The organism is Corallococcus macrosporus (assembly GCF_017302985.1).
GTDB classification, from domain to species: domain Bacteria; phylum Myxococcota; class Myxococcia; order Myxococcales; family Myxococcaceae; genus Corallococcus; species Corallococcus macrosporus_A.
Genome location: NZ_JAFIMU010000004.1, coordinates 942,163 through 956,827, shown reverse-complemented (window position 1 = coordinate 956,827; position 14,665 = coordinate 942,163). Strand labels below are relative to the sequence as shown.

The window sequence follows — 14,665 nt, the reverse complement described above, 5'->3', positions numbered from 1 at the left end:
GCGCTCCTCGCGGAGCGCATCACCCAGGCTCCTGGCTAGTAGACCGTGCAGAGCAGCTCGCCGCCGACCTTCTGCTTCCGGGCCTCGGTGTCCACCAGGATGCCGCGCGAGGTGGAGAGGATGGAGATGCCCATGCCGCCGAGCACCGGCTGGATGTCGCGCACCGCGACGTAGCGGCGCAGGCCGGGCTTCGACACGCGGCGGATGCCGGTGATGGCCGGGCTGCGGTCCGGGCCGTACTTCAGCTGGACGGTGATCTCGCTCTGCGGCGCGACCTCGTGGATGGTGAAATCCCCGATGTAGCCCTCGTCCTTGAGGACCTTGACGATCTCCACCTTGAGCTTCGAGTGGGGAATGAGAACCTTGTCGTGCCGCGCACGCGAAGCGTTGCGCAGACGGGTCAGCATGTCGCCGACGGGATCATTGACCGGCATGAAGCACCTTCAAGCAAAGCGGTGGTCCCTTGAGGAGCACACCGCGCTCGCGGCCACCACGCCTGCCGGGCCCATCCCGGGGGTTCGCGGAGACCGCCACTTCCCTTCCACTTCAACCCGGCACCGCCCTGCCCTCTTCAGGACAGGGACGGCTTCCGGGGTCCAGCGCCTACCAGGACGACTTGGTGACGCCGGTGATCTCACCGCGCAGGGCGCGGTGACGCAGGCAGATACGGCACATCTTGAACTTGCGCAGGAAGGCGCGAGGACGACCGCAGAGCGGGCAGCGGTTGTACTGACGCACGGGGAACTTCAGCTTGCGCTTCGCCTGAGCAATCTTGGAGAGCTTGGCCATGATCGATGGGAGTCCTGGGCTCGGTCCTACTGACGGAACGGCATGCCGAAGTGACGCATCAGCGCCAGTCCCTGCTCGTCGTTCGGGGCGGTGGTGACGAAGCTGATGTTGAGCCCCTTCACCTTCTCGATCTGATCGTAGTTGATTTCCGGGAAGATGATCTGCTCGCGCACGCCGAGCGTGTAGTTGCCCTTCCCGTCAAAAGCCTTCGGGGACACGCCCTTGAAGTCACGCACGCGCGGCAGCGCGACGGTGATGAGGCGGTCCATGAACTCGAACATGCGGTCGCCGCGCAGCGTGACGGCGGCACCGATGGCCTGGCCCTGGCGCAGCTTGAAGTTCGCGATGGACTTGCGCGCGCGCGTCACGACCGGCTTCTGACCGGTGATGGCGGCCAACTGGTCCACCGCCGACTCCAGGATCTTGTTGTTGGCGAGCGCCTCGCCCAGACCCATGTTGACGACGATCTTCTCCAGCCGCGGCACTTCCATGGGGTTCTTGAGCCCCAGCTCCTTCATCAGCGCCGGGACGCCTTCCGAACGGAAGCGGTCCTTGAGGCGCGCCGAGCGGGCCTTCAGGCCCTCCTCGATGTTCGCGGCGAAGCCGACCTTCTTGGCTTCTTCCTTGCCGCGCTTCTTGCTCTTCTTTTCCTTCGAGTCGGCCTTCTTCTCGTCAGCCATCTTTCAGTCCTCTGCTTCGGGGCGCCGTCATGGACCCAGCGCGTCCGATCAGTCCTGCGTCTAGAACGTGGAAACACCCGGAGGGCTCAACCATTTCAGCCCTCTGGACGTGCACGCCCGCTTGCTCCACCACGAGGTGGGGCAAGGGGCGCGCATACATGCCCGAACACCGACCCCTAGTCAATCAGGGCGTCACACTGCTTGCAGAACCGCTTGGAGGTCTCCCCCTCCTTGCGGATGCCGACGCGGGTCGGCTTGTCGCACTTGGCGCAGACCACCTGGACGTTCGAGAGCGCGATGGTGCCCGGCTTCTCGATGATGCCGCCCTCGGGGGACTGCGGCGACTTGCGCATGTGGCGCTTGACCAGGCGCAGGCCCTCGACCGTCACGCGGCCCGCCTCCCGGTCAACCTTCAGCACCTTGCCGCGCTTGGTCGCCGGCGTCTTCTCCGAGCGCTCAGACCCGGAGATGACCTGGATGGTGTCACCGACTTTCAGCTTCTGCATGGCTTCCTCACTCTGGCTGTTCGCCGTCAGGCCTGCGTCCTCTTAGAGGACCTCGGGCGCCAGCGAGATGATCTTCATGAACTTGCGGGCACGCAGCTCACGGGCGACCGGCCCAAAGATGCGCGTCCCGATGGGCTCCAGGTCCTTGTTGATGAGGACCGCCGAGTTGCCGTCGAACTTGATGTAGCTGCCATCCGCACGACCCACCTCGCGACGGGTGCGGACGATGACGGCCTTCGCGACGTCACCCTTCTTCACCTTGGAGTTGGGCAGGGCCTCGCGGATCGACACGACAATCACGTCGCCGATGGAGGCGTACTTGCGCTTGGAGCCGCCGAGAACCTTGATGCAAAACACCTTCTTGGCGCCCGAGTTGTCGGCCACATCGAGCACACTCTGCATCTGAATCATGTGAAGTCTCCTCTTGCTCGAACCCGTCCACGCGCTTCATGGCGCACGGACACGGTGTGGCCTACCTAGACGTTCTTGCTCTTCTCCAACACCTCGACCACGCGCCAACGCTTGTCCTTCGAAGCGGGCTTGGTCTCGGCGATGCGCACCCGGTCACCCTCGTTGATGGTGACCTTCTTCGGGTAGTCGTGATCCTCGACGTGCGCCTTGTACTTCTCGCGCAGGCTCATGATCTTCCCGTACTTCGGGTGGGGAGCGCGACGCTGGACGGTGACGACCACCGTCTTCTGCATCTTGTTGGAGGTGACGATGCCCACGCGGGTCTTGGGACGACCCCGGGTGGAGGTCTCGGCAGCGGGCGTTTCGGTCGCTTCAGCCATGTTGGTTCTCACTGTCTGTCATGCACCCGGGCCCTCTGCCCGGATGGCCACGGACACCCGGGTGAGCCCGGATGCCCGCGGATGCACTGCTACTACTACCCCGCCTTCGCGGCCCGGGCCTTCTGGCCCAGGACGGTGAGGATGCGGGCCAGATCACGGCGGTGCTGCACGCCCTCAGCGGGGCTGTCCAGCGAGCCGGTCCGACGCTTGAGCCGATCCTGGACCAGCGTGTCGCGCAGTTCCTTCGCGCGGTTCTGCAGGTCGTCCGTCGACAGGTCCTTCAGTTCCTTGGCAGTCGCCATCTTGGTCTCCTCGGCGCGGGAAGCGGGCGCCCTCCCCTGTCACCAGGTGGAGCGCCCGTTCCAGCGGTGCGTGACTACAGCGAGAGCTCGCTGCGGCGCACGATCTTGGTGAGCACCGGCAGCTTCGCCTGCGCCAGCTTCAGCGCACCGGTGGCGATCTCCTGCGTCATGCCCTCCATCTCGTAGAGCACGCGTCCCGGCTTGACGACCGCGACGTAGTACTCCACGCCACCCTTACCGGTACCCATACGGGTTTCGGCGGGCTTCTTCGTGATGGGCTTGTCCGGGAAAATCCGGATCCAGATCTTGCCGCCGCGCTTCACGTGGCGGGTCATCGCGATACGGGCCGCCTCGATCTGCCGCGAGGTGATCCATCCCGGCTGGAGGCTCACCAGGCCGAACTCACCATAGGTGAGGTCGCTGCCGCGGTGGGCCGAGCCGAACATGCGGCCCTTCTGCATCTTGCGGTACTTGGTTCGAGCAGGCTGAAGCATGGTCGATGTCCTTCGTGCCTTCCGTGCAGGGCGGGCTTCTTAGGGCCCGCCCCACAGGGGCGTCTTACCGGTTGGTGGCCTGGGGGGCCTGGCCGCCCTTGCCGGGGAGGACCTCGCCCTTGCAGATCCAGACCTTGCAGCCAATCTTGCCGTAGGTCGTCTTGGCCTCGGCGAAGCCGAAGTCGATGTCCGCGCGGAGGGTGTGCAGGGGCACGCGGCCCTCGCGGTACCACTCGTAGCGGGCCATCTCGGCGCCACCCAGGCGGCCCGAGCAGGCCACGCGGATGCCCTTGGCCCCGAACTTCATCGCGGTCTGCAGCGCCTTCTTCATGGCGCGGCGGAAGGCGATGCGGCGCTCGAGCTGCGTGGCGATGTTCTCCGCCACGAGCTGCGCGTCGGTCTCGGCCTTGCGGACCTCGACGATGTTCAGGAAGACCTCGTTCTTGGTGAACTGCTGCAGGTCCTTCTTGACGGTCTCGATGCCAGCGCCGCGCTTGCCGATGACGATGCCCGGACGCGCGGTGTGGACGTTGACCTTCACCTTGTTGGCGGCGCGCTCAATCTCCACCTTGGACACGCCCGCATGGTTCAGCGACTTCTTCACGAACTCGCGGATGCGGATGTCCTCGTGGAGCCACTGGGCGTAGTTCTTGTGCTCGAACCACTTGGAGTCCCAGGTCTTGATGACGCCGAGCCGGAACCCGATCGGATGTACTTTCTGTCCCAAACTGAATCTCCTTGGTGCGTCCGGGCGGGGCCCGACGGGTCCTACTTCTTGGCCTCGGCCAGCACGACGTGGACGTGGGCAGACTTCTTCTGGATGGGCGTCGCGCGACCCATGGCGCGCGGCATGAACCGGCGCTGGGTGGCGGCCTGGTCCACGGAGATGGTCTTGACGTAGAGCGTATCCACGTCGACCTGACCCTTGGACAGGTCCGTCGCGTTGGCGACGGCGCTCTTGATGAGCTTCTCCACCGGCCGCGCGGCGGCGCGCGGGGTGAACTTCAGGATGTTCAGGGCGGCCTCAACAGGCTTGCCCCGGATGAGCGCCGCGACGAGGGACAGCTTGCGCGGGCTCATGCGCAGGTGACGCAGATGTGCAGTCGACTCCATGGTCATCTCCTCAGGCTCTCAGGCGTAGGTACGGGCTACTTGCCCGGGGCCTTGGCGACCTTCTTCTCCGCCGAGTGCCCGCCGAAGGTGCGCGTGGGAGCGAACTCGCCGAGCTTGTGGCCCACCATGTTCTCCGTCACGAACACCGGAATGAACTTCTTGCCGTTGTGCACGGCGAAGGTGTGACCCACGAACTCAGGGAGAATCGTGGAGCGCCGGGACCAGGTCTTGACGACCGCCTTCTTGTTCGCCGCGATCATCCCCTCGATCTTCTTGAGGAGGTGATCGTCAACGAACGGACCCTTCTTGATCGAACGAGCCATGTTTCAAATCCTCTTACTGGCTGCGCGCGCCCTGGCGGCGGCCGCTCACGATGAACTTGTCGGTGCGCTTGTTGGTGCGCGTGGTGAGGCCCTTGGTCTTCTTGCCCCACGGAGACACCGGGTGCGGGTTACCCTGGCCGGACTTACCTTCACCACCGCCGTGCGGGTGGTCGACAGGGTTCATCGCCAGACCGCGGACGGTGGGCCGGATGCCCAGCCAGCGGCTCTTGCCCGCCTTGCCGATGCGGATGATTTCGTGCTCGATGTTGCCCACCTGGCCGACGGTGGCGCGGCACTCGATGAGCACCTTGCGCACGGCGCCCGAGGGCATACGGACCTGGGCGTAGCGCTCCTCCTTCGCCATCAACTGGCCGGAGGTGCCCGCGGAGCGGATGACCTGGGCGCCACGGCCCGGCTTCAGCTCCACGTTGTGGATGACCGTACCCACCGGGATGTTCTGCAGCGGCAGGCTGTTGCCCGGCCGGATGTCGGCGGCGGAGCCGGCGAACACGGTGTCGCCCACGCTCAGGCCCACGGGGGCCAGGATGTAGCGCTTGTCGCCGTCCGCGTAGTGCAGGAGGGCGATGTTGGCGGTGCGGTTCGGGTCGTACTCCACCGCGACGACCTTGGCCGGCACGCCGTCCTTGTCACGACGCTTGAAGTCGATGACGCGGTAGCGGCGCTTGTGACCACCACCCTGGTGGCGGCGGGTGATGTGACCGTGGACGTTGCGGCCACCAGAGCGCTTGATGGGCTCGGTGAGAGACTTCTCCGGCGAGTCCTTGGTGATGTCCGCGAAGTCGGACACCGTCATCAGACGGCGGGCGGCGCTTGTCGGCTTGTACTTCTTGATGCCCATGGTGTGTTCCTCTCAGGCGGATCTGGACGCCAATGGCGTCAGACCGCTCCCCCTTCGAAGAGTTCGATCTTGTCACCCTCCTTCAGGGTGACGACCGCCTTCTTGAAGTTGGGGCGCTGGCCGATGCTCTTGCCCACCCGCTTCGTCTTGCCACGCACGATGTTGGTGCGAACACCCTCCACCGTGACCTTGAACAGGGACTGGACCGCGCGGGACACGTCGTGCTTCGTGGCCTTGCGGTCCACGATGAACGAGTACTGGCGGAACTTCTCCCGGGCCTTGTCCAGCTTCTCCGTGATGAGCGGGCCCTTGATGACGTCGTTCAGGTTCATGACAGGGACCCCTCGAGCGCCTTCGCGGCGGCGGAAGTCAGGACGATGTGCGAGTGCTTGAGCACGGACTCGAGGTTCAGACCCTCGGGCGGCAGCACGTCGAACTTCGCCAGGTTGCGCACGCTGCGGTGCAGGTTGGTGTTGCCACGCTCGTCGATGACCAGCGCGTTCTGGAGCTTCAGACGGCGCGTGAGCACCTCGAAGGCCTGCTTCGACTTCGGGGCATCCAGCTTGAAGCCGTCCAGGATGATGAGCTGCTTCTCCCGGGCACGCAGGGACAGCACGGCGCGCAGGGCACCGCGGCGGACCTTGCGGGGCGGCCGGTAGAAGTAGTCACGGGCCTTGGGGGCCATCGCCTTGCCGCCGCCCACCCAGTGGGAAGCGCGGATCGAACCCTGGCGGGCACGACCGGTGCCCTTCTGCTTCCAGGGCTTCTTGCCGCCGCCGCTGACCAGCGAGGTGTTCTTCACCCCGACCGTGCCGCGGCGCCGGTTGATCTGCTGCATCTTCGCCACCTCGTAGAACAGGTGGGTGTTCGGCTCGGCGCCGAAGATCTCGTCGGAGAGCTCGATCTCCGACACCTTCTTCAAATCCAGGTCGACTACGTCAAACTTCGCCATGGCACTTTCCTCGGGGGTCAGAGTGAAACCACTCCGACGCCATCCCGCTTCCTAGGACTTGATCTCGACGTCAACGCCGGCAGACAGATCCAGCTTCATCAGCGCGTCCAGCGTCTGCTGGGTCGGCTCGAGGATATCGAGCAGGCGCTTGTGCGTGCGGATCTCGAACTGCTCGCGGCTCTTCTTGTCCACGTGCGGCGAACGCAACACGGTGAACTTGTTGATGCGCGTCGGCAGGGGGATCGGACCGGCCACCTTGGCGCCCGTGCGCTTGGCCGTCTCGACGATCTCCCCAGCACTCTGGTCCAGGAGCTTCGAGTCGTACGCCTTCAGCCGGATGCGGATCTTCTGTGTCGCCATTCGCAAGAACCTCTTTGAACGACCTCTGGGAACCGTGAGGCGGTACGCCCGTCAACGCCTGGATTTCAGAGAACCGTTTCTTCGGAACGAAGGGGCGCGGTGTGTACCACCACACCCCATGGGTTGCAACTGGATTTCCACCGGCTCCCCGGAACCGCCCACGAGGGGCCGTCCGGAGAGCTGGTGGGCTGAGTGCTACGCGATGATTTCCGCCACGACGCCCGCGCCCACCGTGCGGCCGCCTTCACGAACCGCGAACCGGAGCTCCTTCTCCATCGCGACCGGGGTGATGAGCTCCACCTCGATGGCGATGTTGTCGCCCGGCATGACCATCTCGACGTTGTCCGGCAGCTTCACCGTGCCCGTCACGTCCGTGGTGCGGAAGTAGAACTGCGGACGGTACCCCTTGAAGAACGGGGTGTGACGGCCGCCCTCTTCCTTCGACAGCACGTAAATCTGCGCCTTGAACTTCGTGTGCGGCGTGATGCTGCCCGGCTTCGCCAGCACCTGGCCGCGCTCCATGTCCTCGCGCTTGAGGCCACGGACCAGCGCGCCGATGTTGTCGCCCGCGCGGCCCTCGTCCAGCAGCTTGCGGAACATCTCCACGCCCGTCACCACCGTCTTCTGCGTCGCGCGGAGGCCCACGACTTCCACTTCCTCGCCCACCTTGATGACACCGCGCTCCACGCGGCCCGTCGCCACGGTGCCACGGCCGGCGATGGAGAAGACGTCTTCCACCGGCATCAGGAAGGGCTTGTCCGTCGCGCGCTGCGGCGTCGGGATGTAGCTGTCCACCGCCTCCATCAGCTTCAGGATGGCCGGCTCGCCGATGTCGCTGGTGTCACCCTCCAGCGCCTTCACCGCGGAGCCGGGGACGATGGGGATGGTGTCGCCGGGGAACTCGTACTTCTTCAGGAGGTCACGCACCTCCATCTCGACGAGCTCACGCAGCTCCGGGTCGTCCAGCAGGTCCACCTTGTTCAGGAAGACCACGATGTAGGGCACGCCGACCTGGCGGGCCAGGAGGATGTGCTCGCGCGTCTGGGGCATCGGGCCGTCCGCCGCCGACACCACCAGGATGGCGCCGTCCATCTGCGCCGCGCCGGTAATCATGTTCTTCACGTAGTCGGCGTGCCCCGGGCAGTCGACGTGCGCGTAGTGGCGGTTCTTCGTCTTGTACTCCACGTGCGCCGTGGAGATGGTGATGCCGCGCTCACGCTCTTCCGGCGCCTTGTCAATCTGGTCGTACGCCAGGAACGTGGCGCCGCCCGTCTTCGCCAGCACCTTCGTGATGGCCGCCGTCAGCGACGTCTTGCCGTGGTCCACGTGCCCAATCGTTCCGATGTTCACGTGGGGCAGGCTGCGATCGAACTTTTCCTTGGACATGAACCGCTCCTCACGACGCCGCCGGTGCAACCCCGGCGGTATAGGACTTCGAGAGAACTTCCGAAGGGTGCTGCGTGTGCTTCAAAGCCGCTGGAACGTCAACAGAATTCGCCCGGCGGCTCCCCCTACGGCCAGGAGGTCAGTAGCTCGGGTTGAGCGCTGACTTCGGCGCCGGTGCGTAGTGCTTGAACTGCATGGTGTAGGTCGCCCTTCCCTGGCTCTTGCTGCGCAGGTCGGTCGAGTACCCGAACATGGCGGCCAGGGGCACCTCCGCCTGGATGGCCTGCACGCCGCCAGGCCGTGGCGTCATGCCCAGGATCTTCCCGCGCCGGCCGTTCAGGTCACCGATGACGTCGCCCATGGCGGCCTCCGGGGTGACGACCTCCGTGGCCATGATGGGCTCCAGGAGGACCGGGCTCGCCGCGCGGACCGCGTCCTTGAAGGCCAGCGAGCCGGCGATCTTGAACGCCATCTCCGACGAGTCCACGTCGTGCATGGAGCCGTCGTAGGCCTCCACCTTCACGTCCACCATGGGGTAGCCCGCGACGGGACCGTTCTGCATGGCCTCCTTCGCGCCGTCGCGCGCGGCGTCCACGAACTCCTTGGACACGGCACCGCCGGTGATGGTGCTGACGAACTCGAAGCCCTTGCCGGGCTCGTTCGGGGACACGCGCAGGTTGATGTGGCCGTACTGCCCCTTGCCGCCCGTCTGGCGGATGTACTTGCCCTCCGCCTCCTTCGTCGCCGTCACCGTCTCGCGGTAGGCCACCTGCGGCTTGCCGATGTTCGCGTCCACCTTGAACTCGCGCAGGAGGCGGTCGACGATGATCTCCAGGTGCAGCTCGCCCATGCCGGCGATGAGCGTCTGGCCCGTCTCCTCGTTGGTGCGCACGCGGAAGGACGGGTCCTCCATGGCCAGCCGTTGCAGGGCCAGGATGATCTTGTCCTGGTCCGCGGTGGACTTCGGCTCGATGGCGATGTCGATGACCGGCTCGGGGAACTCCATCCGCTCCAGGACGATGGGCTGCTTGTCGTCACAGAGCGTATCGCCCGTGGTCGCGAGCTTCAGGCCCACCACCGCGCAGATGTCGCCGGCGTAGCACTCCGTCAGCTCGTCCTTCTTGTCCGCGCGCATCTGCACGAGCCGGCTGACGCGCTCGCGCTTGCCCTTCACGGAGTTCCACACCGCCGTGCCCGCCTCCAGCTTCCCGGAGTAGACGCGCAGGAACGTCAGCGTCTGCGACGAGAAGGACGGGTCGTTCATGATCTTGAACGCCAGCGCACTGAAGGGCGCGTCGTCGCGCGTTTCGCGGATGGCGTCCTCGCCCTTGGGCGTCTTGCCGTGGATCGGCGGGATCTCCAGCGGGCTGGGCAGGTAGTCCACCACCGCGTCCAGGAGTGGCTGCACGCCCTTGTGGCGGAACGCCGAGCCGCAGAAGACCGGGAACAGCTTCAGCCCCACGCAGCCCTTGCGGATGGCGCCGCGCACTTCCTCCTCGGTCAGCTCGTCGCCGTTGAGGAACTTCTCCGTGAGCGCGTCGTCCTGCTCGGCCGCGGCCTCCAGCAGCTCGCCGCGCGCGGCGGCGGCGGCCTCCTGGTAGTCCGCCGGAATGTCCGCGACGTCGAAGCGGCTGCCCTGCTCCGCGTCCTGGAACACCAGCGCCTTCATGCGCACCAGGTCGATGACGCCCTTGAGCTTGTCCTCGCTGCCCAGGGGAAGCTGCATGCGCACGGGGCGCGCGCCGAGCTTCTCCTTGATGGTGCCGACGGACATCTCGAAGTCCGCGCCCACGCGGTCCATCTTGTTGATGAAGCAGATGCGCGGGACCTTGTAGCGGTCCGCCTGGCGCCACACCGTCTCCGACTGCGGCTCGACACCGTTCACCGCGTCGAACACGGCGATGGCGCCGTCGAGCACGCGCAGCGAGCGCTCCACCTCGATGGTGAAGTCCACGTGGCCCGGCGTGTCGATGATGTTCACGCGGTAGCGCTGGCCCATCCGCTCCCAGAAGGCGCTGATGGCCGCGGAGGTGATGGTGATGCCGCGCTCGCGCTCCTGGACCATCCAGTCCGTGGTGGTGGTGCCTTCGTGCACCTCGCCCATCTTGTGGATGGCGCCTGTGTAGAACAGGATCCGCTCGGTGGTGGTCGTCTTGCCGGCATCGATGTGCGCCATGATGCCGATGTTGCGGTAGCGCTCGAGGGGGAACTCACGGGCCATGACTCGGTTCCTTCCGGACGTCTCTTGGACTGCTGCCAGGGCTGACAAACAAAACCGCCCGGACGCTGGCAGCGCATCCGGGCGGCAACCGCGAAGCCCCTTTCGGGACCTACCAGCGGTAGTGAGCGAAGGCCTTGTTGGCCTCCGCCATCTTGTGCGTGTCTTCACGCTTCTTCACCGCGTTACCGCGGTTGTTGGCGGCGTCCATGATCTCGCCGGCCAGCTTCTCCTGCATGGTCTTCTCACCACGCGCCTTGGCGTAGGAGATGATCCAGCGCATGCCCAGCGCGACGCGGCGGTCCTGACGGACCTCCACGGGCACCTGGTAGGTGGCGCCACCGACGCGGCGGCTCTTCACCTCGAGGACGGGCTTGACGTTGTCCAGGGCCTTCTTGAACGTCTTGAGGGGGTCTTCCTTCGCGCGCTCCTCCATGAGGGCGAAGGCGCCGTAGCACACGCCCTCCGCGATGGACTTCTTCCCCTTGCGCATCAGGTCGTTGACGAACTTGGTGACGAGCCGGTCCTGGAACTTCGGATCCGGGAGAATCTTCCGCTTGGCGACTACGCGACGACGAGGCATCTCTTCCCTTACGCCCCACTCTCCTCGCCTGGAGGAAAGCCTTGTTCAGGGGCTTCAAGAACGACTGCTGGGAACTTCCAGGGACACTCCCCAGGGTGTGGGGCCAGCGTCCGACACTTCTTCAGTTACCGCGAAGGTGTTCCGCGCCAACGACGCGCGGGGGAACCGGATCAGCTGGGGCGCTTGGCGCCGTACTTCGAACGGCTCTGCTTGCGACCGGCAACGCCCACGGAGTCCAGCGTGCCGCGGATGATGTGGTAGCGAACGCCCGGGAGGTCCTTCACACGGCCACCGCGGATCATGACCACCGAGTGCTCCTGGAGGTTGTGACCCACGCCGGGGATGTAGGAAGTCACCTCGATGCCGTTGGTGAGACGCACGCGGGCCACCTTGCGGAGGGCCGAGTTCGGCTTCTTCGGGGTCGTGGTGTAGACGCGCGTGCAAACGCCGCGCTTCTGGGGGCACTCCTTCAGGGCAGGGCTCTTGCCCTTGATGTTGAGCTTCTCGCGGCCCTTGCGGACGAGCTGGCTGATGGTCGGCACTGAAACCTCTTCTTCGATGGGGACCCCGCGTCCGGCTACACGAAAGCGGAGCATATCTACCTACAGGCTACACAAAAGGCCCGCGAGTATAGGGAGGGCCCCCCGGGTGTCAAGCATGGCCTGACCCCAGGACTTCGACGACGGCCGGACGCTCTACTCCCTTACGGGGCTAGAAGTCGAGGACCATCACGATCGCGTCCTCGCCCTCGTCCACGTAGTAGTTCGGGCGGATGCCGACCGGCCGGAAGCCCAGCGAGCGGTAGAGGTTGAGGGCGGACTCGTTGCCCCGGCGCACCTCCAGGGTGGCCAGGGAGCAGCGCCGCGCCACGCCCCGGCGCAGGACCTCCTCCATCACGGTGCGCGCGACGCCCCGGCGGCGGTGCACGGGGGCGGTGGCGACGTTGAGGACGTGGACCTCGTCGTGGACGATCCAGAAGATGGCCAGGCCCAGCAGCTCCACGCCGCCTTCGGGCTTGGGCTCCTCGACGAGGAGGATGGTGGACCAGTCGTGCTGGAGCTCGCGCCCGAGCAGCTCCGTGGACCAGGGGTTCTTGAAGGACGCCTTCTCCAGCGCCATCACCGCAGGCATGTCGTCCACGGTCATCTGCCGGATGAGGAAGCCCTTCGCCTTGTCGGGCGTCCCGTCCTCCCGCAGCCGTCTCATCGCCGTGCCTCCCGTGCGAAAGGCGCCACCCGCCGCACCTGCGCCGACCTGCGTACTTCAGCCAGGGCCTGGGCCGCCAGCTCTCCGTAGCGCGCCCGGACCAGCTCCTCACGGATGGCCGTGCGCGCCGCCTGGTCGAACTCACCGGGGTACAGGTCCCGGTGCGCGTCATAGTGGTGACGAACTTCCGCTTCGCTCACCTGTGCCTTCAACCGGACCCGACTGTCGAGGATTCGCTCCGCCCGCAGGCCCCGCGCCAGCACGGCCACCAGGGCGTCCCGGTTCACGCCATGCCGGTCCAGGAAGCGCTGGAGTGCCTCCTCCCCTCCCAGCCGCGCTCGGAAGGCGTCCAGCCGGGCCTCCACCTCCGCCGGTTCGGCCGGGAAGGCCTGCAGGCGGTCCGCGCTCAGGACCTGAAGACGCTGGTTGATGGACAGTTCCAGGGCCCCCCGGAGCGTCTGCTCGTCCAGCGGCAGGGCGGCTGCCTGCACGGCCCCCCGCTGGATCAGCGCGACCCGGGCCTCCATCTCCAGCTCGCTCTGGGTGAGGACCTGGCCCTCGATGACCGCCACCACCCGGTCCACCACCCTGCCCTCCTCCACGACGGGAGCGGGCGGCGGTGGGGCGGCAAGGGCGGTCGCCCCGGACCCCAGGGCAATCCCCAGCGCAGTGGGGAGCAATCCACACGCCAGCCACAAGGGGGCCGTCCGGCGGGGGCGCGGTGCTGGCATGGCCTTCCTCATCTTCCGGCGACAGTAACCATCACGGCGCTGTCCCGACATCCCGTGCTGGCGCTCACCGCCCCGCTGGTTACGTTCTTCCTTGTCGGGTACTGCACCACCCTCAAAACCTATGGCTGACGACTACTACCAGATTCTGGGCGTGCCACGGACGGCCTCGGCGGACGACCTCAAGAAGGCCTTCCGGAAGCTCGCGCGCCAGCACCACCCGGACGTCAACCCCGGCGACAAGGGGGCGGAGGAGAAGTTCAAGCGCATCAACACCGCCTTCGAGGTGCTGGGCGACCCGAAGAAGCGCGCGCTCTACGACGAGTTCGGTGAAGACGCGGAGAAGATCGGCTTCGACGAGAAGAAGGCCGCGGCCTACCGCCAGTACCGCGCCGCCCAGGCGGCCGGGGGCAGCGGCGGAGGCGGCATCCCCTTCAGCACCGAGGGCGTGGACCTGGGGGACCTCTTCAACGACATCTTCGGGCGCGCGGGCGCGGGCGGCGGCGGAGCGGGCTTCGACATCAACGACCTCTTCGGCCGGGGCCGGGGCGGCAGCCGGTCCACGGCGGCCGAGCGCGGCGACGACCTGACGACCCGCGTGCAGGTGTCCCTGGCGGAGGCCGTCACCGGCACCGAGCGCACGCTGTCCCTCCAGCGTCCGGGCCGCTGCTCCAAGTGCCACGGCGAGGGCAACACGGGGAAGCTGGTGACGTGCCCCACGTGCAATGGCACGGGCCGGGCGCGCCGGGGCGGGGCCATGTTCGGCGGTTCTGGCGTGTGCCCCACCTGCCGCGGCAGCGGGAAGGCCCCGGAGCCCTGCTCCCAGTGCGGCGGCAGCGGCATCAAGGAGGAGACGACCCGGCTGACGGTGAAGATCCCGGCGGGCGTCGTCACAGGCTCCAAGGTGCGGCTGGCGGGCCAGGGCGCGGCGGGCATCCAGGGCGGTCCCCCGGGGGACCTCTACATCGAGACGGAAGTGGCCGAGCACCCGCTGGTCCGCCGCGAGGGCGATGACCTCTACCTGGATCTGCCGGTGACGGTGTCCGAGGCGCTGCTGGGCGGCGAGGTGCGCGTGCCCACGTTCCAGGGTGAGGTCACCCTGAAGGTCCCGGCGGGTTCGCAGTCAGGCCGCAAGATGCGGCTCAAGGGGCGCGGCGTCCCGTCGCTCCGGGGCGGGACTCCGGGCGACATGTACCTGCTGCTCCAGGTGAAGGTCCCCGAGGAGGCCACGGACGAGGTCCGGGCCGCCGCGGAGACGCTGGCGCGGGCCTACCGGGGCGACGTGCGCCGGGAGCTGTCGTTGTAGTTGTCTTGCCTCTTGTCCTCGAAGGCGCACCGTCCTACATGGCGCCTCCACCATCCGAATCCGGAGCGG

General features: G+C 66.7%; 22 protein-coding genes. 1 reads left to right on the top strand and 21 read right to left on the bottom strand.

The annotated features are described in order from the left end of the window. Positions 1 to 35: 35 nt before the first annotated feature. From rpsH to JYK02_RS09115, 21 genes are all read right to left on the bottom strand, one after another. Positions 36 to 434, bottom strand: coding sequence for a 30S ribosomal protein S8 (rpsH, locus tag JYK02_RS09215; protein WP_120553366.1), 399 nt, complete (start codon positions 432 to 434; stop codon positions 36 to 38). A 169-nt stretch (positions 435 to 603) separates the two neighbouring features. Next, on the bottom strand, positions 604 to 789 hold the full coding sequence (locus JYK02_RS09210) for a type Z 30S ribosomal protein S14 (protein ID WP_120523541.1): 186 nt from the start codon (positions 787 to 789) through the stop codon (positions 604 to 606). Between the two features lie 26 nt (positions 790 to 815). Beyond that, entirely contained in the window at positions 816 to 1,469 is a 654-nt protein-coding gene (rplE, locus tag JYK02_RS09205) for a 50S ribosomal protein L5 (RefSeq protein WP_120523542.1), read from the bottom strand. Positions 1,470 to 1,645: 176 nt separating this feature from the next. Further along, on the bottom strand, positions 1,646 to 1,975 hold the full coding sequence (gene rplX, locus JYK02_RS09200) for a 50S ribosomal protein L24 (RefSeq protein ID WP_207050502.1): 330 nt from the start codon (positions 1,973 to 1,975) through the stop codon (positions 1,646 to 1,648). Positions 1,976 to 2,017: 42 nt separating this feature from the next. After that, complete coding sequence (gene rplN, locus JYK02_RS09195; RefSeq protein WP_014395870.1) at positions 2,018 to 2,386, bottom strand: 50S ribosomal protein L14; 369 nt, start codon at positions 2,384 to 2,386, stop codon at positions 2,018 to 2,020. Positions 2,387 to 2,451: 65 nt separating this feature from the next. Beyond that, positions 2,452 to 2,778 carry a 30S ribosomal protein S17 gene (gene rpsQ, locus JYK02_RS09190; protein ID WP_169821648.1) on the bottom strand — a complete coding sequence of 109 codons (327 nt, stop codon included), beginning with the start codon at positions 2,776 to 2,778 and terminating at the stop codon, positions 2,452 to 2,454. Between the two features lie 83 nt (positions 2,779 to 2,861). After that, the gene (rpmC, locus tag JYK02_RS09185) at positions 2,862 to 3,068 is read right to left on the bottom strand and encodes a 50S ribosomal protein L29 (RefSeq protein ID WP_120523545.1); all 207 of its coding nucleotides are present in this window, start codon (positions 3,066 to 3,068) and stop codon (positions 2,862 to 2,864) included. A 74-nt stretch (positions 3,069 to 3,142) separates the two neighbouring features. Then, positions 3,143 to 3,562 (bottom strand): 50S ribosomal protein L16, encoded by a 420-nt coding sequence (gene rplP, locus JYK02_RS09180; RefSeq protein ID WP_014395867.1) that lies wholly within the window; start codon positions 3,560 to 3,562, stop codon positions 3,143 to 3,145. A 64-nt stretch (positions 3,563 to 3,626) separates the two neighbouring features. After that, the gene (rpsC, locus tag JYK02_RS09175) at positions 3,627 to 4,289 is read right to left on the bottom strand and encodes a 30S ribosomal protein S3 (protein WP_014395866.1); all 663 of its coding nucleotides are present in this window, start codon (positions 4,287 to 4,289) and stop codon (positions 3,627 to 3,629) included. Between the two features lie 41 nt (positions 4,290 to 4,330). Continuing rightward, entirely contained in the window at positions 4,331 to 4,675 is a 345-nt protein-coding gene (gene rplV, locus JYK02_RS09170) for a 50S ribosomal protein L22 (RefSeq protein WP_014395865.1), read from the bottom strand. A 35-nt stretch (positions 4,676 to 4,710) separates the two neighbouring features. Next, positions 4,711 to 4,998, bottom strand: coding sequence for a 30S ribosomal protein S19 (gene rpsS, locus JYK02_RS09165; RefSeq protein ID WP_014395864.1), 288 nt, complete (start codon positions 4,996 to 4,998; stop codon positions 4,711 to 4,713). A gap of 13 nt (positions 4,999 to 5,011) precedes the next feature. Next, a complete protein-coding gene (gene rplB / locus JYK02_RS09160) occupies positions 5,012 to 5,857 on the bottom strand; it encodes a 50S ribosomal protein L2 (protein WP_120523547.1) in 846 nt (281 codons plus the stop codon). Between the two features lie 38 nt (positions 5,858 to 5,895). Further along, the gene (locus JYK02_RS09155) at positions 5,896 to 6,189 is read right to left on the bottom strand and encodes a 50S ribosomal protein L23 (protein ID WP_120523548.1); all 294 of its coding nucleotides are present in this window, start codon (positions 6,187 to 6,189) and stop codon (positions 5,896 to 5,898) included. Then, on the bottom strand, positions 6,186 to 6,809 hold the full coding sequence (gene rplD, locus JYK02_RS09150) for a 50S ribosomal protein L4 (RefSeq protein WP_014395861.1): 624 nt from the start codon (positions 6,807 to 6,809) through the stop codon (positions 6,186 to 6,188). Before rplD ends, JYK02_RS09155 begins: the two co-directional genes overlap by 4 nt. A gap of 51 nt (positions 6,810 to 6,860) precedes the next feature. Continuing rightward, positions 6,861 to 7,169: a 30S ribosomal protein S10 gene (gene rpsJ, locus JYK02_RS09145; protein ID WP_002633608.1), complete on the bottom strand. Its 309-nt coding sequence runs from the start codon at positions 7,167 to 7,169 to the stop codon at positions 6,861 to 6,863. 195 nt (positions 7,170 to 7,364) lie between these two features. Next, entirely contained in the window at positions 7,365 to 8,555 is a 1,191-nt protein-coding gene (gene tuf / locus JYK02_RS09140) for an elongation factor Tu (RefSeq protein ID WP_143901324.1), read from the bottom strand. Between the two features lie 139 nt (positions 8,556 to 8,694). Beyond that, positions 8,695 to 10,776, bottom strand: a complete 2,082-nt coding sequence (gene fusA, locus JYK02_RS09135; protein WP_207050501.1) for an elongation factor G — start codon at positions 10,774 to 10,776, stop codon at positions 8,695 to 8,697. 109 nt (positions 10,777 to 10,885) lie between these two features. Next, complete coding sequence (gene rpsG / locus JYK02_RS09130; RefSeq protein WP_014395858.1) at positions 10,886 to 11,356, bottom strand: 30S ribosomal protein S7; 471 nt, start codon at positions 11,354 to 11,356, stop codon at positions 10,886 to 10,888. 170 nt (positions 11,357 to 11,526) lie between these two features. Beyond that, complete coding sequence (gene rpsL, locus JYK02_RS09125) at positions 11,527 to 11,898, bottom strand: 30S ribosomal protein S12 (protein WP_014395857.1); 372 nt, start codon at positions 11,896 to 11,898, stop codon at positions 11,527 to 11,529. 169 nt (positions 11,899 to 12,067) lie between these two features. Next, positions 12,068 to 12,562: a ribosomal protein S18-alanine N-acetyltransferase gene (gene rimI / locus JYK02_RS09120; protein WP_207050500.1), complete on the bottom strand. Its 495-nt coding sequence runs from the start codon at positions 12,560 to 12,562 to the stop codon at positions 12,068 to 12,070. Beyond that, entirely contained in the window at positions 12,559 to 13,293 is a 735-nt protein-coding gene (locus JYK02_RS09115; protein WP_207050499.1) for a hypothetical protein, read from the bottom strand. Before JYK02_RS09115 ends, rimI begins: the two co-directional genes overlap by 4 nt. A 121-nt stretch (positions 13,294 to 13,414) precedes the next feature. Between JYK02_RS09115 and dnaJ the strand changes: the two genes are divergently transcribed. Further along, entirely contained in the window at positions 13,415 to 14,596 is a 1,182-nt protein-coding gene (dnaJ, locus tag JYK02_RS09110) for a molecular chaperone DnaJ (RefSeq protein WP_207050498.1), read from the top strand. The last annotated feature ends 69 nt before the right edge of the window (positions 14,597 to 14,665 follow it).